Origin of the sequence: Ensifer sp. ENS07 (genome assembly GCF_014852185.1) — a bacterium.
Taxonomy (GTDB): Bacteria; Pseudomonadota; Alphaproteobacteria; order Rhizobiales; family Rhizobiaceae; genus Ensifer; species Ensifer adhaerens.
Genome location: NZ_JACVBE010000012.1, coordinates 207,432 through 224,728 on the forward strand (window position 1 = coordinate 207,432; position 17,297 = coordinate 224,728).

At 63.1% G+C, this 17,297-nt stretch carries 20 protein-coding genes; 9 read left to right on the top strand and 11 right to left on the bottom strand.

Features of this window, described 5'->3' with window-relative positions; all coding sequences use genetic code 11:
• Nucleotides 1-2: 2 nt before the first annotated feature.
• On the bottom strand, nucleotides 3-614 hold the full coding sequence (locus IB277_RS28700) for a glutathione S-transferase family protein (RefSeq protein ID WP_060529297.1): 612 nt from the start codon (nucleotides 612-614) through the stop codon (nucleotides 3-5).
• Between the two features lie 147 nt (nucleotides 615-761).
• Between IB277_RS28700 and IB277_RS28705 the strand changes: the two genes are divergently transcribed.
• Nucleotides 762-1,655 carry a LysR family transcriptional regulator gene (locus tag IB277_RS28705; protein WP_034787688.1) on the top strand — a complete coding sequence of 298 codons (894 nt, stop codon included), beginning with the start codon at nucleotides 762-764 and terminating at the stop codon, nucleotides 1,653-1,655.
• Between the two features lie 10 nt (nucleotides 1,656-1,665).
• On the opposite strand, the gene IB277_RS28710 is transcribed toward IB277_RS28705, so the two are convergent.
• The 3 genes from IB277_RS28710 to IB277_RS28720 all read right to left on the bottom strand — a co-directional run bounded on the left by IB277_RS28710 (nucleotide 1,666) and on the right by IB277_RS28720 (nucleotide 4,771).
• Complete coding sequence (locus IB277_RS28710) at nucleotides 1,666-2,469, bottom strand: LytTR family DNA-binding domain-containing protein (RefSeq protein WP_060604437.1); 804 nt, start codon at nucleotides 2,467-2,469, stop codon at nucleotides 1,666-1,668.
• Nucleotides 2,466-3,554, bottom strand: a complete 1,089-nt coding sequence (locus tag IB277_RS28715) for a sensor histidine kinase (RefSeq protein ID WP_192356983.1) — start codon at nucleotides 3,552-3,554, stop codon at nucleotides 2,466-2,468. The genes IB277_RS28710 and IB277_RS28715 overlap by 4 nt, the downstream gene beginning before the upstream one ends.
• A 122-nt stretch (nucleotides 3,555-3,676) precedes the next feature.
• Nucleotides 3,677-4,771 carry a sensor histidine kinase gene (locus IB277_RS28720; protein WP_210333186.1) on the bottom strand — a complete coding sequence of 365 codons (1,095 nt, stop codon included), beginning with the start codon at nucleotides 4,769-4,771 and terminating at the stop codon, nucleotides 3,677-3,679.
• Between the two features lie 256 nt (nucleotides 4,772-5,027).
• Here IB277_RS28720 and IB277_RS28725 point away from each other — a divergent pair, with 256 nt between their 5' ends.
• Both IB277_RS28725 and IB277_RS28730 read left to right on the top strand, forming a co-directional pair.
• Nucleotides 5,028-8,069, top strand: a complete 3,042-nt coding sequence (locus tag IB277_RS28725) for an autotransporter domain-containing protein (protein WP_192372210.1) — start codon at nucleotides 5,028-5,030, stop codon at nucleotides 8,067-8,069.
• Nucleotides 8,069-8,605, top strand: a complete 537-nt coding sequence (locus tag IB277_RS28730) for an invasion associated locus B family protein (RefSeq protein WP_034787678.1) — start codon at nucleotides 8,069-8,071, stop codon at nucleotides 8,603-8,605. Before IB277_RS28725 ends, IB277_RS28730 begins: the two co-directional genes overlap by 1 nt.
• Nucleotides 8,606-8,773: 168 nt before the next feature.
• Here the strand turns inward: IB277_RS28730 and IB277_RS28735 are convergent, their stop codons facing one another.
• The gene (locus tag IB277_RS28735; RefSeq protein ID WP_110818750.1) at nucleotides 8,774-9,352 is read right to left on the bottom strand and encodes a flavin reductase family protein; all 579 of its coding nucleotides are present in this window, start codon (nucleotides 9,350-9,352) and stop codon (nucleotides 8,774-8,776) included.
• Between the two features lie 219 nt (nucleotides 9,353-9,571).
• Here IB277_RS28735 and IB277_RS28740 point away from each other — a divergent pair, with 219 nt between their 5' ends.
• The 3 genes from IB277_RS28740 to IB277_RS28750 are packed head-to-tail and all read left to right on the top strand — an operon-like array spanning nucleotide 9,572 to nucleotide 10,559.
• A complete protein-coding gene (locus IB277_RS28740; protein ID WP_034787670.1) occupies nucleotides 9,572-9,895 on the top strand; it encodes a helix-turn-helix transcriptional regulator in 324 nt (107 codons plus the stop codon).
• A complete protein-coding gene (locus tag IB277_RS28745) occupies nucleotides 9,892-10,302 on the top strand; it encodes an SRPBCC domain-containing protein (RefSeq protein WP_034787666.1) in 411 nt (136 codons plus the stop codon). Before IB277_RS28740 ends, IB277_RS28745 begins: the two co-directional genes overlap by 4 nt.
• 41 nt (nucleotides 10,303-10,343) lie before the next feature.
• Nucleotides 10,344-10,559 carry a hypothetical protein gene (locus IB277_RS28750; RefSeq protein WP_034787664.1) on the top strand — a complete coding sequence of 72 codons (216 nt, stop codon included), beginning with the start codon at nucleotides 10,344-10,346 and terminating at the stop codon, nucleotides 10,557-10,559.
• A 19-nt stretch (nucleotides 10,560-10,578) separates the two neighbouring features.
• On the opposite strand, the gene IB277_RS38990 is transcribed toward IB277_RS28750, so the two are convergent.
• Both IB277_RS38990 and IB277_RS28760 read right to left on the bottom strand, forming a co-directional pair.
• On the bottom strand, nucleotides 10,579-10,854 hold the full coding sequence (locus IB277_RS38990) for a helix-turn-helix domain-containing protein (RefSeq protein WP_089042948.1): 276 nt from the start codon (nucleotides 10,852-10,854) through the stop codon (nucleotides 10,579-10,581).
• Nucleotides 10,855-10,925: 71 nt separating this feature from the next.
• On the bottom strand, nucleotides 10,926-11,819 hold the full coding sequence (locus IB277_RS28760; RefSeq protein ID WP_192372212.1) for a LysR family transcriptional regulator: 894 nt from the start codon (nucleotides 11,817-11,819) through the stop codon (nucleotides 10,926-10,928).
• Between the two features lie 122 nt (nucleotides 11,820-11,941).
• On the opposite strand from IB277_RS28760, the gene IB277_RS28765 reads away from it, so the two are divergent.
• Nucleotides 11,942-12,637, top strand: coding sequence for a type 1 glutamine amidotransferase domain-containing protein (locus IB277_RS28765; RefSeq protein ID WP_060517861.1), 696 nt, complete (start codon nucleotides 11,942-11,944; stop codon nucleotides 12,635-12,637).
• Between the two features lie 241 nt (nucleotides 12,638-12,878).
• Here the strand turns inward: IB277_RS28765 and IB277_RS28770 are convergent, their stop codons facing one another.
• Nucleotides 12,879-13,352: a VOC family protein gene (locus IB277_RS28770; protein WP_060517743.1), complete on the bottom strand. Its 474-nt coding sequence runs from the start codon at nucleotides 13,350-13,352 to the stop codon at nucleotides 12,879-12,881.
• A gap of 254 nt (nucleotides 13,353-13,606) precedes the next feature.
• Between IB277_RS28770 and IB277_RS28775 the strand changes: the two genes are divergently transcribed.
• On the top strand, nucleotides 13,607-14,371 hold the full coding sequence (locus tag IB277_RS28775; RefSeq protein WP_034787952.1) for an SDR family oxidoreductase: 765 nt from the start codon (nucleotides 13,607-13,609) through the stop codon (nucleotides 14,369-14,371).
• A gap of 169 nt (nucleotides 14,372-14,540) precedes the next feature.
• Entirely contained in the window at nucleotides 14,541-15,305 is a 765-nt protein-coding gene (locus IB277_RS28780) for a glutathione S-transferase family protein (protein ID WP_246812840.1), read from the top strand.
• A 75-nt stretch (nucleotides 15,306-15,380) separates the two neighbouring features.
• Here IB277_RS28780 and IB277_RS28785 read toward each other — a convergent pair whose 3' ends face one another.
• From IB277_RS28785 to IB277_RS28795, 3 genes are all read right to left on the bottom strand, one after another.
• Nucleotides 15,381-15,758, bottom strand: a complete 378-nt coding sequence (locus IB277_RS28785; protein WP_034787648.1) for a hypothetical protein — start codon at nucleotides 15,756-15,758, stop codon at nucleotides 15,381-15,383.
• A 10-nt stretch (nucleotides 15,759-15,768) separates the two neighbouring features.
• On the bottom strand, nucleotides 15,769-16,683 hold the full coding sequence (yghU, locus tag IB277_RS28790; RefSeq protein WP_034787644.1) for a glutathione-dependent disulfide-bond oxidoreductase: 915 nt from the start codon (nucleotides 16,681-16,683) through the stop codon (nucleotides 15,769-15,771).
• Between the two features lie 128 nt (nucleotides 16,684-16,811).
• Nucleotides 16,812-17,231: a GNAT family N-acetyltransferase gene (locus tag IB277_RS28795; protein ID WP_034787642.1), complete on the bottom strand. Its 420-nt coding sequence runs from the start codon at nucleotides 17,229-17,231 to the stop codon at nucleotides 16,812-16,814.
• Nucleotides 17,232-17,297 lie beyond the last annotated feature (66 nt).

The following is a 17,297-nucleotide window of genomic DNA, read 5'->3' on the forward strand; positions in this document are numbered from 1 at the left end:
GATCAGGCGGCGAGGCCGACGGCGGTCTTCTCAAAGCCGACGAAGCCGGGCAGGCGCTCGATGCGCGAAAGCCAGGCACGAACATGGGCGTAGTCGGAAAGGTCGACATTGCCTTCCGGTGCTGCCGACACGTAGCTGTAGAGGGCGACGTCGGCGATGGTCGGCCTTGCGCCCACGAGGAAGTCGTGGCCGGCAAGCTCCGCATCGATCTGTGCAAGCACCCGGTGGGCCCTGGAGATCGCCCCTTCTGCATCCAGATTGGCGCCGAAGACCGTGACGAGACGCGCGGCTGCCGGACCGAAGGCGATGTCACCGGCGGCAACCGAGAGCCATTTCTGCACTTTCGCCGCCGCGGCCGGATCTTCCGGCAGCCAGTCGATGCGGCCGAGCTTCTTGGCGAGGTAGACGAGGATGGCGTTGCTGTCGGCGATGACCGTGCCTTCGTCGTCGAGCACCGGAACCTGACCGAAGGGATTGAGCGCCAGGAATTCCGGCGCCTTGTGTGCCCGCGCCTTGAGGTCGACGTCGATCAGCTCGTGCGGCACGCCGAGCAGCGACAGGAAAAGCTGCGCCCTGTGCGAGTGGCCGGAGAGCGGATGGCGGTAGAGTTTCATGGGAGATGTCCTCGAAGAGCTTGAGAACCGTCACGGCCCTCCGGCGGTTCGGAATGAACCACCTTCGAGATCAATCTATGACTTTCCAATTTTCGGCAGTAGAATGCGATTTCGATAGTCTGATTTCCGAATTATGGAAGGATAAAAGTGGACCGTCTCGACGCCATGGGGGTTCTGATCGCCGTCATCGAAAACGGCAGCCTGTCGGCAGCCTCCCGGCACCTCAAGGTGCCGTTGGCCACGATCAGCCGGAAGGTTTCCGAGCTTGAAACGCATCTGGGCGCGCAACTCATCACCAGGACCAACCGCAGGATCCAGTTGACCGAGGCGGGCCGCGTCTATGTCGAGGCTGCCAAGGAGATCCTTGCCCGCGTCGAAGAGGCGGAACGGGTGGCAGCCGGCGAATACAGCACGATCAAGGGCGATCTGACGGTCTCTGCGCCCATCGTCTTCGGACGCCTGCATGTGCTTCCCGTCGTGGTCGATTTCCTCAAGGCCCATCCCGAGGTCGATATGCGGCTCGCCTTGGGCGACCGGTTCGCCAATCTCGTCGACGATCACATCGACGTGGCGCTGAGGATCGGCAACCTGCCCGACAGCAATCTCGTGGCGACGAAGATCGGCACGGTGCGCCGGGTGGTCTATGCAAGCCCCGATTATGTCGCGCGGCATGGCGTGCTCCGGCACCCGAGCGAACTTGCCGATCACGATTGCATCACCTTCGAAAACGTCACGGCCGCCCATGTCTGGCGTTTCCTCGACGGCGGGCGCGAGCTGGCCGCGCCGATCCGGTCGCGGCTTATCGTCAATACGGCGGAATCCGCCGTCGACGCGGCGATATCCGGTCTTGGATTGACGCGGGTGCTTTCCTATCAGGTGGCGCGCCAAGTGGCGGACGGCCTGCTCGTGCCGCTGCTGGAAGACTTTGAGCACCCGGCGCTGCCGGTCCAGCTCGTCTATCTTCCGCAGGGGCTGGTGCCGATGAAGCTCCGGGCCTTCGTCGACTTCGCCGCCCCGCGGCTGCGCGCGGTCCTGCGATAGTGGGCGGCGGCTAGTCCGGCTGGCTGCGTTCGCCGGTCGTCGGGCGGATGTGTCGGGCGTAGGTTCGGCCGACGCGGATCTCGCTGCCGTCGGAGAGAAGGGCGATGAGCGCGGCGAAGGGGGCCTGCTTCAGCCCCACGATACAGTCCCGGCGCACGATCGAGCTGCGATGCAGCCTGAGGAATTCTGCGGGATCGAGGCGACGCTCGAGCGAGGCGAGGCTTTCGTGGTGCAGATAGGACCGGCCCTCGACGTGAATGCGGACATAGTCGCGTTCCGCCTGAAAGCGCACGACCCGGTCGAGCGCGATCCGCACGAATTCTCCCCGGGCCTTGATCCAAAGGTCGCCGGTCTGGGTTTCGTGCTTGCGCAGCGCCTGGCGCAGCGCCGTCACGGTTTCGTTGAGTTCGAGCACCCGCTCGGCGCTCGTGCGCGCCGCGATTGCGATGCGGGCGCGCTCGATCGCCGTGCGCAGCCGGCTGGATTCGATCGGCTTGGTGACATAGTCGACCGCAGCAGCTTCGAAGGCGCGCAGCGCATAGTGGTCGAAGGCGGTCACGAAAACGACTGCGGGTGCGTGGTCGCCCAGCCGTTCCAGGACATCGAAGCCGGTGCCGCCCGGCATCTGGATGTCGAGCAGGATCGCATCCGGCGAAAGTTCGGCAACCATGGAGCAGGCTTGCTGCACGTTGCCGGCCGTTCCCACCACCTCAACGGCGGACATGGCGCCGAGCAGGCGCAGCAGGCGCCGCCGCGCCAGTGGCTCGTCTTCGATGACGAGGATTGAAAGCGGAACAGTCTGGATTTCATTCATGCAAGCCTCAGCGGCATTGTGATTGCAGCTCTGAAACGACCGGGCGTGACGAGACCCGAAACGCAGGCGCCGACGCCGGGAAAACGGGCCTGGACGCGATCGGCTACATTCTTGAGGCCGATCCCCGTGCCCGGTCTCCGCTCGGTTTCGGGAGTTGCCGCAATGTCGTTTTCGACGGAGATTTCCAGCGCATGGCCCACTTTGGCGGCGCTGATGACGATTTCCACCTGATCCGGCGAGCGGCTGACCCCGTGCTTGACGGCATTTTCGATCAGCGGCTGCAGGATGAGGCTTGGCACCAAGGCCTCCTCGAGACCGGTGTCGATGTCCATTCGGAGCCGCATGCGGTCGCAATAGCGCTCGCCCTCGATATGCAGGTAACCGGCCTGGAGCGCGAGTTCGTCGGCAAGCCGCACGTCGTGCAGCGGATCAAGCTCCAGCGTCGTGCGCAGAAAGTTGGACAGCGACATCACCATGCGCGTCGCGGCAACGGGCTGCCCCTCCTCGATCAGGCCGGTGATGGAGTTCAGTGTGTTGAACAGGAAATGCGGGTTGACCTGGTAGCGCAGCGCCCGCATCTGTGCGGCGAGTGCCTCCTCGCGCGTGATCGCCAGGCGTCGCTCGCGCTCGCGCAGTTCGAAGCTGTAGAGCAATGCCACGAAGAAGAAGGACCAGCCGACGAAGGTCGCCATGCTGTAGACCAGCGTGTAGCCGATGCTGGTCCAATCGGGCGTGATCGGGTCGGGACGCACGATAAAAAGATAGAGAAGAAAGTCGACGCCGGTATTGGCGATCGCAGCCATCAGAGCGGTCGTAAAGCCGACGACGATCTTCAGCGCGATGTGTTGATGGCGGACGCCGAACATCGCAGCGGCGATGCCATAGGAAAAGACCATGCCGCAGGACATCAACAGGAGCTTGCCTGGCGCGGACATGATCGGGTCGATCCCGAGGATCGCCCAAAGAATGCTGCTGATGAGGAATTCCACGAACCAGTAGAGAAAACCGAGCCAGAGCGTCGCGCGCCGCACGCTGGCGATGTAAGCGCTCTCGTCCACCGATCTTGCGTCGTCCTCAGGTTTCATGGCCATTTTTATCCTTCAACCGGCCGCCGATGTCGATTGCCGTTCGTCGGCCAAATCGAGCGGTTTGCAGAAAGGCCCGGACTTTCGACCTTTGCCGGCCGTCGTTGGCCGGAGAGCGGCGATCAGACCAGCCGCAGCGGCATGGTGATCGCTGCCCGAAAACGGTGCGGTGCCACGAGGCCGGATATGAAGGCTCCGACCTCGGGGAACCGGGCCTTGATGCGGTCGGCGACATTCCTCAGTCCGGTGCCGGTCCCGGCAGGTTTATTCGCCGGGCGCGGCGGCTCGTTCGCCATGTCGTTTTCTACGGAAAGCTCCAGCGTCTCGCCTTGCCTTGCCGCCCGGATAACGATCTCGACCACGCCGATCGAACCGCCGACGCCGTGCTTGACCGCATTTTCGATCAATGGCTGAAGGATGAGGCTCGGGACCAGCGCCTGCTCCAGGCCCGGTGCAATCTCGAGCTTGACCCGCATGCGGTCGGAGAAGCGTTCGCCCTCGATGTTGAGATAGCCGAGCTGCAAGGCCAGCTCGTCGGCAAGGCAAACGTCCTGCATCGGATCCAGCTCGAGTGTCGTGCGCAGGAAGGAAGAGAGCGAGAGCACCATGCGGCGGGCGGTCGTCGATGCGCCCTCTTCGATCAGCCCGGCAATCGAGTTCAAGGTGTTGAACAGGAAGTGCGGATTGACCTGGTAGCGCAGCGCCCGCATCTGCGCCGTCAGTGCTTCCTCCCGTGTCACGGCAAGCCGGCGTTCCCGCTCGCGCAGTTCGTAATTGGCGAGAAGGGCGATGTAGAGAAACGCCCATCCGTGAAACAGCGCCATGCAATAGATGAGGGTGTAGCCGACATTGGTCCAGTTGATTGGGCCCGGATCGCCATGCTCGATCAGGCCGTGACTGAGGAGATCGACGCTGGCATTGATCGCTGCGGCGACGAGCGCCAGGGCGGAGCCGAGCAGAAGCTTGAAGAGGATGGACCTGCCCCGGAAGCGAAAGAGTGCCACTGCCATCGCATAGGACATGAGTGTCCCGTTCAGCATCAGGATCAGGGTGATCGGCGCGATCGCAATCGGGTCATATCCAAGGAAAGCCCAGAGCGTACTGCTGATGACGAACTGCATGAACTGGTAGAGGAGCCCGAGGAAGAGCGTCGCCCGCCGAACGCTTGCGGCATATCCAGCCTCGTCAGGCAAAACCGTCTCATGTCCTCGCGCCATGCGAGGTTTTATCCTTCAAGTCCATATGGTTGTCGACCGCCGTTCGTCGCCGAAAACAAGCCGTTTGCAGAAAGCCACAGCCCTTCGACGCCGCAATCTGCCGTTTGCAGAAAGCCGAATTCTCGCTTTTTGCGGGCTTGCTATAGCCGCCCCATGACCCGTGCTTTCCCGGCGAATCCGTTCGCCTGGGATTTGTACGCCCACGAATGAAAAGGAAAAGGGGCAGACATTGAATACCTGTGCGAAGGCGGACGTTTTGAGGATCAACCTTCTGAGTTCGACGGCGCTCGGTCGCGCCGGCCTGCTCTCGCTGGCTCTGGCCGCCGTGCCACTCGTGCCGTCGCCCGCAAAGGCGGCCGGATTGTTGGTTCCAAACGACACAACGTGGTCCAGCGACCATACGATCAACGGCAATCTCGTTATCCGCGGCGGGCCGGGTGGCGCGACACTGACGATCAACAATGGCGCCAAGGTTGAAAGTACCGATGGTTACATAGCAGACAGTCGCGGCAGCGTCGGCACGGTCGTCGTCTCCGGGCCGGGCTCGACCTGGGACATCGTCAATGCCAATCCCAACGGCGACCGCATGCTCTTTGTTGGCGGCTTCGAAGGCGGTATCTTTGGCGGCAAGGGCACGCTGATCGTCGAGAACGGCGGCAAGGTTTCGGCTAAGGAGACCTATGTCGGCGCCCTGCAGGAGGGCGACGGAACGCTCGTGGTGCGCGGCGCGGGTTCCATGCTAAACACCGAGTTCCTGGGGGTCGCTTACGGTGCACTGACGCTCAACACCGCTACAGTTCGGATCGAGGACGGCGGCCTCGTCAACACCAACAAGACCTACTTCGAAAACGGCACGGTGCTCGTCACCGGCGACAATACGCGCTGGGTCAACACCGGTGAATTCACGATCGGCGACAGCTTTACCGTCGAGAAGGGCGCTGTCGTTTCCACCAACACCGCGATCCTGCGTGAGGACGAGAGCACCGACACCATCCAGGCCGTTATCGACGGCGCCGGCAGCGAACTCAAGGTCGCCGACAGGTTGCTGATCGGCGAGGCTGGTCGGGCGAACCTTTCGATCGCCAACGGCGGCAAGCTCTCGGTTGGCGGTGACATCGTGCTCTCCGCCGTCGGCGGCATCAACAACGAGGGCATGGGCAACCTGACGATTGGCGGCAAGGTCAATCTCAACAACATCGCTGAACCGATCGCCGAACAGGCGCAGGCGGCAGGCACGGTCAATTCCTCGGCGAAGATCGATTTCGGACCGCGCAAGGGCTACGTCAACTTCAACCATACGAACACGGGCTACGAGTTCGCCAACACGATGGTCGGCAAGGGCACGATCACCAACTTCTCCGGCGAGACCATCGTTGGCGGCGACCTGTCGAAGTTCTACGGCAAGGTGAATGTCTCCGGCGGCAAGCTGGTCCTGAAGGGCAATATAGACACGATCGACAACGACCCGGACAACGGTCCCGTGGACTTCAGCGAGACCCGCTTCGAAGTGAGCGGCGGCACCCTGATCGTCGATGGCGAAACGGGACGTGTTGAGGGCGATCGTTTCTATACCAATGAAGTGAATGTGCTCGGCGAGTTGAACCGCATTCGCAATCCGAACTCGACCGCTTTCGGCAGGCTCGGCGGCTCCGGCACGGTCGGCGACACGTTTATCGACAAGAATGCGATCATCTCGCCCGGCAACAATTCGACCGGAACGCTGACGATCATGGGCCGGCTGGATATGGCCTCTGGCTCGATCTATGAGGCCGATATCGCCGGCGACGGCCGCTCCGACCGGATCGTTGTCAAGAGCATAGGCACCAACGACAACACCGGTATCGCCAAGATCGGAACCGGTACCAATGTCCAGGTGACGGCACTCGACGCCAACACCAGCTACAAGACCGGTCAGACCTACACGATCCTGACCGCCGATCGTGCGATCGAAGGCAAGTTCGCCGAGGCGATCTCCAAGTCCGCCTTCCTCGAAGTGTCGCTCGACCAGCAGGAAAAGCAGGTCGATCTCAAGATCAAGGTCAAGAACGGCGGCACGAAGCCGGGAGAAGAACCCAAGCCGGGCGAGGAGCCGAAGCCAGGCGAGCCGAAGCCGGGTGAGCCCGAACCCGGTGTCTTTGAAGGTGAGGCGAACACCGGCAACCAGCGACAGACGGCGCTTGCCCTCAACACGCTCGCCCAGAGCGGTCCCTCGCTCGGGCTCTACAACGCCCTGATCCTTCAGGATGGAGATGCAGCACGCCGCGCCTTCGACCTGTTGTCCGGCGAGGTCCACGCTTCGGCGCAGACGGCGCTGATCAACGACAGCAGTCTCTTGCGCAACGCCGCCAACAACCGCATTCGCGATGCATTTGGCGACGTGGGTGCGGCAAACGTTCCGGTTCTCGCTTACGGTCCAGAGGACAAGATCACGACGGGTGCTGTTGCCGCCGTCAACGCTGTACCCGTCGCGCCGCCGGCAATGGTCGGCTGGGGACAGGTGTTCGGGTCCTGGACCAACACGGACGGCAACGGCAACGCCGGTGCGCTCGATCAGTCGACCGGCGGTTTCGTTACCGGTTTCGACGCGGCGGTCTCCGACAATGCGCTCGTCGGTATCATGGCCGGCTACAGCCGGACCAACTTCGACGTCGACAGCCGCTCGGCGAGTGGCAACAGCGACAATTACCACCTTGGTGTCTATAGCGGCAGCCGGTGGGGCGACGTCGCACTGCGCTCGGGCCTTGCCTATACCTGGCATTCGATCAACACGTCGCGCAATGTCGCCTTCCCGGGCTTCAGCGATCAGTTGAAGGCCGATTATGACGCAGGCACCTTCCAGGCCTTCGGTGAAGTCGGCTACCGCATCGACCTGCCGAGTGTCGCGCTCGAGCCGTTCGCCAACCTCGCCTATGTCAGCCTGCACACCGACGGCTTCACCGAGCGCGGTGGTGCGGCGGCTCTGTCGACCCGGAGCAACACGACGGATACGACCTTCACGACGCTCGGTCTTCGCGCTTCAGCTCCGCTCAGCCTTGGCACAACCGAAGCGAAGCTGCGCGGCATGCTCGGCTGGCAGCATGCCTTCGGCGATACGACCCCGTTCTCGTCGATGGCGTTCGGCACGGGCAGCGCCTTCTCGGTCGCCGGTACGCCGATCGCCGAGGATGCGGCGATCATCGAAGCCGGCGTCGACTTCGCGCTGACCGGCACTGCGAGCCTCGGCATCACCTATACCGGCCAGTTCGGTTCGGGCACGACGCAGAACGCGGTCGACGCCAAGCTCGACGTGCGCTTCTGATGCGCAGGTTCGTCTGGCTCTCGACAATGCTGATGGCGACTTTCGTCGCCATCACGCCGCTTCATGGGGAAGACGCCGCCGGCAAACCCGCGGCGCCTTCCCAGCTTTCGGAGACTTACGAGGACTGGAGCGTCGCCTGCGCCGAGATCGAGGGAAAGAAACATTGCCTCCTCTCGCAGCGCCAGTTCCACAAGAGCGGTCAGCATGTGCTGACGATCGAGCTTCGCACTGCGGCCGAAGCCGGGCTTGAGGGGAGCCTCGCGCTCCCCTTCGGTCTTTATCTGGACAAGGGCGTGACGCTTGGCGTCGACGACGCGACCGGCGGTAAGCCGACCCGCTTCCGCACCTGCTTGCCGCTCGGCTGCATCGTGCCTTTGACCTTCACCGAAGCGACGGTTGCGCTACTTCGTAGCGGCACGGCATTGAAGATCGGCGCGTTCGCCAGCGACAGCCAAAAGGACGTGGCGTTCGCTGTCTCGCTCAAGGGCTTCGCTGCAGCACTCGACCGGGTGATCGCCCTGTCCGGAAAGAGCTGAGGCAACGTCACGGCCTTCGCTTCACCGCCAGGCTTTTGGCCGGTTTTTTTAAGATGCGTAGCCTCCCGGGGCGGGCCCGGTCGTGCGAAAGAGCGCGGCCGGGTCTTCTCCATGGGGGGAACCGAGTGTCGCCATCCGGACGCGCCACCGTTGGTGGGCGCTTTCGGCCTATCGGGAGGACACGTCGATCGCATCGCCGATGGCGTAGAAATGCCCGCCCGCCACATAGTGCAGGCTGCGCAAGGCCGGATCGGCCGCCTCGAACATCCAATGCCCGTCGCGAAACACGCGATCGTCGGCCCAGGCCGCGAAGACTTCGCCGATGAACAGGTCGTAGCGGCTCTCGATCGACGGCTCGCTGATCAGCCGGCAGGCGAGCCAGGCGGAGCAGCCGGTAACAAGCGGAAGATCATAGTCCGGCATGTCGAACAGTTTGACGCCGGCGTTGCGAAGTTTGTCGGGATCGTCGTGAAGGCTCGTGGTGCCCACCGCATGGGTCAGCAGCGCCTGGGCGGCGGTCGGCACCTGGATGACGAACACGCCCGCTTCCTCCGCGAGGCTGCGGGTACGGGTGGCGCTGTCGAGCACGACCGTCAGCTTGGGCGGATCGTAATCGAGCGCGCAGGCCCAGGCTGCCGCCATCACATCCTGAACGCCGCCATGGCGGGCGGAAACCAGGACTGTCGGGCCATGGTTCAGCAGCCGGTATGCCTTTTCGAGAGGAACGGCACGAATATGCGAAACCATCAGACTACCTCACCGCCATTGGCGGACATTGACCGATCATGCCTCTTCTATAGGGGCGCTGCATTTCGCCAACAAGCGCAAGCTTTCGCGGTGCCGGAGGGGCGGTACGGCAGCGGCTGCAAGGCACTTGAAAGGGATGGGGGCCGACGAAACATAAGCGTTTGACAAACGCATACCCGATTGGCTATATATCATCTCATAGCCAATCGGGTATGAGACATGACTGAGTTACAGGACGCGGTTTTTCGGGCGCTCGCCGATCCCACACGCCGTGGGCTCTTCGAACACCTTTGCCGCCAGGGGGATACCACGGTCGTCGGCTTGTTGGCCGATGCCGGGGTTTCGCAGCCGGTCGTGTCCAAGCATCTCAAGATCCTGAAGGCTGCAGGGCTCGTGCACGACCGGCATGAGGGCCGCTACACCTATTACAGCGCCCGGCGCGAAGCGCTCGCGACGCTGGTTGACTGGACGACGGAGATGGCCGGCTTCTGGCAGGACCGCTTCGACGATCTCGATGATCTCCTGAAGAGAATGGACCAATGATCGAAACAACGGAAACCACCCGCTCTGTCGTCGTCGAACGCGACTTTCCCTATCCGCCGGAGAAGATCTGGCGCGCGCTGACGCAGCCGCATCTGATTGCCGAATGGCTGATGCGCAACGATTTCATTCCCGAAGTCGGCCGTCGCTTTACCCTTTCCGCCGATTGGGGCCAGGTCGATTGCGAGGTTCAGACGATCGAGGCGAACCGCTCGCTCGCCTATCGCTGGGACACCAAGGACTTGACCAGTGTCGTCACCTGGACGCTCGCGCCCGCCAGGGGCGGCACGAGCCTGCGCATGGAACAGCGCGGCTTCAGAGCCGACCAAAAGGCCTATTTCCAGGGCGCGACGGTCGGATGGCCACGCTTCTTCACCCAGCTGGAAGACGTCGTCGCGAAACTCGACTGATCGCAGCCTTCACGACCGTTGCTCAAACCCAAGGTGCCAGAATGACCGCCCTGATCCGGAAAATCCATCGCTGGACGTCGCTGCTCTTCTCCCTGGCCGTTGCCGCCATCTTTGCCGGCATGCCAGTAATGACGCTCCCCGAATGGGTCTACTACCTGCCCCTGCCGCCGTTGGCGGTGCTGCTACCGACCGGCATTTACCTTTTCGTGCTGCCCTATCTGGGCAAGCCCGAGGGCAGGATGCAGGCGGCGGAGTAGGGAATAGCGCCAGCCCGGCTCAATCCGCGGACAGAGCCGGGCTGGCAAAGCGCTTGCGATATTCGGCCGGCGTGACGCCGACATGTCGCATGAAGGCGCGCCGGAGCGTATCGGCATCGGCAAAGCCGCAGCGGGCGGCGACCTCCCATTTCTCTTCCGGTTCGCTCGCGATCTTCAACATGGCCGCTTCTCCTCTTCGAAGGACCGGCAGAAGCCGGCTCAACCGCGCGACGATCGGCGCACCATCGGGCACAAGCGACCAGCGAAGCAGATAGGGCGCAAAATCGCTGCTCATTGTCATACTGCGGATCCGCTGATTGCGCGCGGTGGCACCACGGCCACGGCGCGAACTGACGAGCGCTTCCCTCAGGCCTGCTCCACGAGGCAGTCGATCAATGCTCGGGTCGCAGCCGGTAGGTTTCTGTGCGGCGGATAAATGAGGGAGAAGGGGCGCGACCGGCCACCGAATTCCGGCAGAAGCTCGACCAGGCTGCCGCGCGCCAGGCGGTCGCGCGCGATGAAATCATAGGTTTGGCAGATCCCGAGGCCTGCCTCCGTCAACGAGACGGTGCCGAGCACGTCGTCCTCCACCTGGATCGGGCCATGGGGTATCCAGTCGAGGTCGGCTCCGGCGACGCGCAACAGCCATGGGGCCGGACGCCCGCTGCTCGGCATGATGAAGGGCAGGCAGGTATGTGCTGCGAGCTCGTCGACAGAACGCGGCATGCCACGCCGCGCGACGTAACCGGGCGAGGCGACCAGCCTCAACGGCGCGTCTTCGAGCCTTCTGCCGATCATGCCGCTGTCGGGGAGCTGGCCGAGGCGTATGGCAAGGTCGTAGCCCTCGGCGACCAGATCGACATTGCGGTTGGCAATCGACAGCTCGACGGTGACGGATGGATGCCTCGTCGCGAAGCGGGTCAGCTTTTCCGGCAGCTGGAAATGGCCATAGGTCGTGGGCGCACTGAGCCGAACGCGTCCGGCAACAACGCCGTCGCCTTGAATGGCGCGTTCGGCCTGATCGATTGTCTCGAAGGCCGCCCGCACCTGATCGAGGTAGACCCGCCCGGCGTCGGTGAGGCTGATGCGCCGCGTCGTCCGCCGCACCAGCTGCGTGCCGAGCTTCGTCTCGAGCCTGGTGATGGCGCGGCTCAGCACGGAAGGCGTCGTGGCCAGCGCGACGGCTCCTGCGGTCATCGACCCCTTGTCCATGACGGTGATGAAAGCCTCGACATCGGCGAGGTGATCGAAGCGACGCATTTTTGCCTCTGAAGACCAGATCATTTCCTGGGCGGCGCATTTATCGCCGCAGATGGAAGCAATAAATAAGCAGCATCAATTGAGAGCCGCAATGTCAGGCTCGCTTCAACCAGGAGAAAATGATGCCAGAGACGACATCCGTTCCGAAAAAGCCTGTGCTCTTTGTGCTCACCAGCCATGGCATCAAGGGGGAGGGCGGCCAACCCACCGGCTTCTATCTTGGAGAGGTCACCCACCCGCTTGCCGTGCTCGAGGCGGCCGGCATTGCCGTCGAGTTTGCTTCGATCAAGGGCGGCGAGCCGCCGGTCGACGGGCTCGACCTCAATGACGGGACCAATGTCCGCTACTGGAACGACGAAGGGTTCCGTGCCGCAATCCGCACGACGGTTCGGCTCGATGATATCGATCCCGACCGCTACGCGGCCATTTTCTTCGCCGGCGGTCATGGCGCCATGTGGGACCTGCCACAAAGCCGCGCCGTCGACCGGGTGACGCGTTCGGTGTTCGAGGCCGGCGGTGCTGTCGCGGCGGTCTGCCACGGACCGGCAGCCCTCGTAAACGTCAAGCTTTCCGACGGCCGCTATCTGGTTGCTGGCCGCAACGTCAGCGCCTTCACCGATTCCGAAGAGCGCGCCGTCGGCCTCGACAAGACGGTCCCGTTCCTGCTCGCAAGCACGCTTGTCGAGCGCGGTGCGACGCACCATCCGGCCGCGGACTGGACATCGAAGGTGGTTGTCGATGGCAGGCTGATCACCGGCCAGAACCCGCAGTCGGCGACTGGGGTCGGCGAGGCGCTTCGCGATATCCTGAGTGCCTGATCCCGCGTAGCCGGGCACTTGGAAAGGTTCGGCAAGTCTGTCCCGATCGTGCTGCCGGCGATGCGTCGCCGACAGCGTGAGGCGAACCGGACAGGTGGGGCGCTCGACTGCCATTGCGTTGGCCATGGCGGGAAACCGGAAAAACCGCCATGTTCACCATCCCTGTCGCGTCCGGTTGACACTGCCCGCACACCATTGGGTAAGCCGTGTCGGGCCGGAAAGTTCCGTCGGAGCGGAGGCTTCAGCCGCGCCGCGCCGCCTCGATCGCAGCGACGTCGATCTTGCCCATGGTCATCATCGCCTCGAAGGCGCGCTTTGCTTCGGCACCGCCGGCCGCCAGGGCATCGGTCAGGACCCTTGGCGTGATCTGCCAGGAAATGCCCCACTTGTCCTTGCACCAGCCGCAGGCACTCTCCTGTCCGCCATTGCCGACAATGGCGTTCCAGTAGCGGTCGGTCTCCTCCTGGTCGTCGGTGGCGATCTGGAACGAAAAGGCCTCGTTGTGCTTGAACATCGGCCCGCCGTTGAGGCCGAGGCAGGGAATTCCGGCGACCGTAAACTCCACCGTCAGCACGTCTCCCGCCTTGCCGGACGGAAAGTCGCCGGGCGCGCGATGCACGGCGCTGACCCGGCTATCGGGAAAGATCTCGGCGTAGAAGCGAGCGGCCGTCTCGGCCTCCTTGTCGTACCAGAGGCAGATCGTGTTCTTGGCCATGACGCGTCCTTTCGTTTTGAAGCCGGAGGGGCCGTTTCCTTCGCCACCTGCTCTGCGAGATAGGTCGGCGCCCCCGTTTCTCCACCCTGAAATCTTCCCGCACTTGCCTTTGCCCGACGGAACGCGCGTCGAAGGCATGTGCGCCGGGTCGTCGCATCCGGCGCTTTCCCGTTGGAAATTCAACCGCTGATACCTAATTGTGCAGCCTCGATACGCGCGCGAGGCTTCTCTTCGCGCGCTCCTAGGGGATGCGGATGATACAACTGAATGGAACTGTTGCGGTGGTAACAGGTGCTGGTCGCGGCCTCGGAGCGGCCCTGGCCTATGCATTGGCCGAAGCGGGCTGCGCTCTCGTGTTGTGCGGGCGCAGCCAGAGCGCGCTCACGGACGTGGCCGAACCGATTGTCCGTGCTTTCGGGCGACGGGTACAAACCGTTGCGCTCGATCTTGCGGATGCGAAAAGCGTGGCTGCGGCAGTCGAGGGAATCAAGGCCGAGAACGGACGCATCGATATCCTCGTGAACAACGGCGCCATGTGGCTCGAGGACAGTGACGAGGATCATCCTGATGACGCGGTGCTCGGCGTCGTCAACGCGGCGGTTACCGGGACCTTCCTGTTCACCCAGGGGCTGCTGCCTTTGTTCGCTCACTCGCCCCGGCCGGATATCGTCACGATCGGCTCGATCAGCGGCCTGCCTAATGCCGCACTCCAGACCGTGTCCGTGCCCTTTTATGCTGCCAAGCGGGCGCAGGCCGCCCTGGCCGATGGCCTGCGCCAGAAGCTTGCAGGTACCCCCGTCCGTTCGATCGTCGTCCACCCGCCATACATTGAGGACATCTCGCCGCTTGATGGCGCATGGGAGGCGGCCGGCAGTCGACGGAAGGGCGAGGCGGCGACGAACCGGGACATCGCCGAGGCAGTGCTGTTCGCGCTGACGCGGCCGCGGCATGTAACCTTGTCGATCACCGTCGATGCCGACGAAGGCGGCCTCTATCCGTCTCCGGCTCGCTCCGCCTAGCGGCGGGGCCCTGTCAGAGACCGATCCGATACATTGCCGAACGCCCCAATGGCGTTCGGCGAAAATCAGGCATCGTTCGCCGAGATCCTTCAATCTCGATCGTCCACATATGCAGACGATAAGTCCAATTTAGGCGGACTACAGAGGCGCCGTCCACGTCGATATATCCATGACATCAACAATGGAAAACGACATCATGCACAGTGTCTCTGAACCGATCTTCACCTCAGGCTTTCCACTCGGAAGTTCCGCCGGCCTGGTCACCGCCTTCGAATGGCTCGGCCAGCCCTATCGCCTCACCCGCGTCGACATGCTCGGGGAAATGCGCACCGACGCCTATGAGCGCTTCAACGGTCGGGTCGAAACGCCCGCTCTCGTGACCGACAAGGGCGACGTGCTGACCGAGACCATGGCGATCGCCTTATGGCTGGAGGGGCGCGATCAGGAGCGTCGCATCAGCTTCGCCCCGGGCACTTTCGAGGCGGACCGCATGCACCAGTTCATCGCCTTCCTCAACACCGGCTTTACCGGCGCGTTCTTCTCGATGTGGGTGGCGCTGGAATCCGAAGACGCCACGGAGGAATACCGCGAAACCTTGCGCGCCTTCGGCCGCGAATTCGTCGCCAAGCGTCACAAGCAGCTCGAAGCGATGATGGGCGACAGCGATTACCTCATCGGCGACCGCCCGACGCTTGCCGATGCGGTCTTTGCCGGCGTGGCCCGCTGGGTCGATTTCCATGAGGCGATCGATCCGAAGGACTATGCGCGCAACTATCCGCGCATCCACGCGCTGCGCCAGCGCATCGAGGCCGATCCGGCCTTCCGCTTCGCAGTGGCGATCGAGGATGGCGAGCCTGTTACCGGCAGCGGTGCGATGAAGGGCCTCGTCCCGCTCGAGGATGTGTTGCGGATGACGGGCGCACTCCGCGCGTGATTTAAGAAAGTGAGGTGGCGCACCGGCAGGCGGTGCGCCACCTCAAACAGTTGGAGCGGCCAGCCGCCGCCGACATCACACCTCGAATACGTCGACGAACGATTCCGGGAAGCTTTGCCGGGCAACCTTCTCGTTGATGACGAGCAATGCTTCGTAGGACACGGGATCGAAATCCTTGTCGACCGGCAGCACCTCGCGTCCGAACAGGAGGTTCAGCCGGGCGGCATCGAGATTGCCGCGCTCGAATGGTTCCGCGCCGAAATGATGCCAGAGGGCGTGGAGGAAGGCCGCATCGATGCGGTGCGCCCCGGAGCCGGGCCGGGCATGGCGGGGCAACGCCTTGATCGGCGTTGCTCCCTTGGGGTTGGCCCGACGGATGACGAACTGGATGCCCGTGCCCGGCATGGCGTAGGGAAAACCCCGGTGTTTCGTCATATCAGCCAGCTTGGCCATTCTATTCTCCTTAGGCGGTCTGCTTCTCGACGATCTTGTCCTCAGTCTTCGTATCGAAGTCGGAAGCGTCGTGACGCTCATGCAATTGTTCGGACGGGTTGCCGCTCAAGCGGTTGACCATGCGGCCACGCTTGACGGCCGGCCGGGCGGCGATCTCGGCCGTCCAGCGCTGGACGTGCTCGTAGCTCTGAACCTCGAGGAAAGTACCGGCATCGCCATATACCTGCCCGAGCGCCAGATTGCCATACCAGGGCCAGGTGGCCATGTCGGCAATGGTGTATTCCGAGCCGGCGAGGAAGCGGTTCTCCGCGAGATGGCGATCGAGCACGTCGAGCTGGCGCTTCACCTCCATCGCGTAGCGGTCGATGGCGTATTTGATCTTCATCGGCGCATAGGCATAGAAATGGCCGAAGCCGCCGCCGAGGAACGGTGCCGAGCCCATCTGCCAGAACAGCCAGTTCAAGGTCTCTGTGCGGGCGCGAAGCTCGCTCGGCAGGAAGGCGCCGAATTTCTCGGCGAGATAGGTGAGGATCGAGGCCGATTCGAACACGCGCACCGGCGCGCCGCCGCCCTTGGGCGCATGGTCCATCAGCGCCGGGATCTTGGAGTTCGGGTTGACGTCGACGAAGCCAGAACCGAACTGGTCGCCGTCTCCGATCCGGATCGGCCAGGCATCGTATTCGGCGTCCTTATGGCCGGCCGCCAGCAGCTCTTCGAGCATGATCGTGACTTTCACGCCGTTCGGCGTCGCCAGCGAGTAAAGCTGCAACGGATGCTTGCCGACGGGCAGATCCTGATCGCGCGTCGCGCCGGCGGTCGGACGGTTAATGCTGGCAAACGCGCCGCCATTGCCCTTGTCCCAGGTCCAGACCTTGGGAACGTCATAGCCGGCGGGGAAATTGTCAGCGGGGGATTTTTCGGTCATCAAATCTGTCCTTGTCTTGGCGGAAACCTCGAACGTCGTGTTCGCTTATATAGGAAGTTTATCAAGCCACCACATCGACTTGGCTGCGAGGACGACCATGCTCAAAGGCCAGACGCTGGAGAATTTTTTTATCGAAGTTGGATGAGACCGGCATCCGTCGGCACGAAACCGCACCGGTCGACGTAGAATTCGCGCAGATGCGGGTCGAAGTCTACATGCAGCCATTCGCAGCCCGAGGCCTTGGCGTGCGTTACGGCCTCTTCGACGAGCAGCGTGGCGTAACCCTTACGCCTCAACGGTAGCGTCACCATCGTATCGAGCAGGAAAGCATGCACGCCACCGTCCCAGGCGACATTAACGAAGCCTGTCAGTGCGCCCGAGATCCGCATGGTGACCCAGCCGAGGCTGAAGCGGTTGACCTGGCTCCACCAGTCGTCATCGGTCAAGGCGTGCTCGAAGCATTCGGCGTGCAGGGTATTCAGTTCCTTGTTTTCAAATGCGCCGCGCCAGGCGAACGCGGGTACTTCAGTCGGATTCTCTACCGTCACGGTTCAACCTCAGAGTTTGCCGGGATCGATTTTGACCACCAGGGCTCGGCTGCCAGCAAGCGCGGC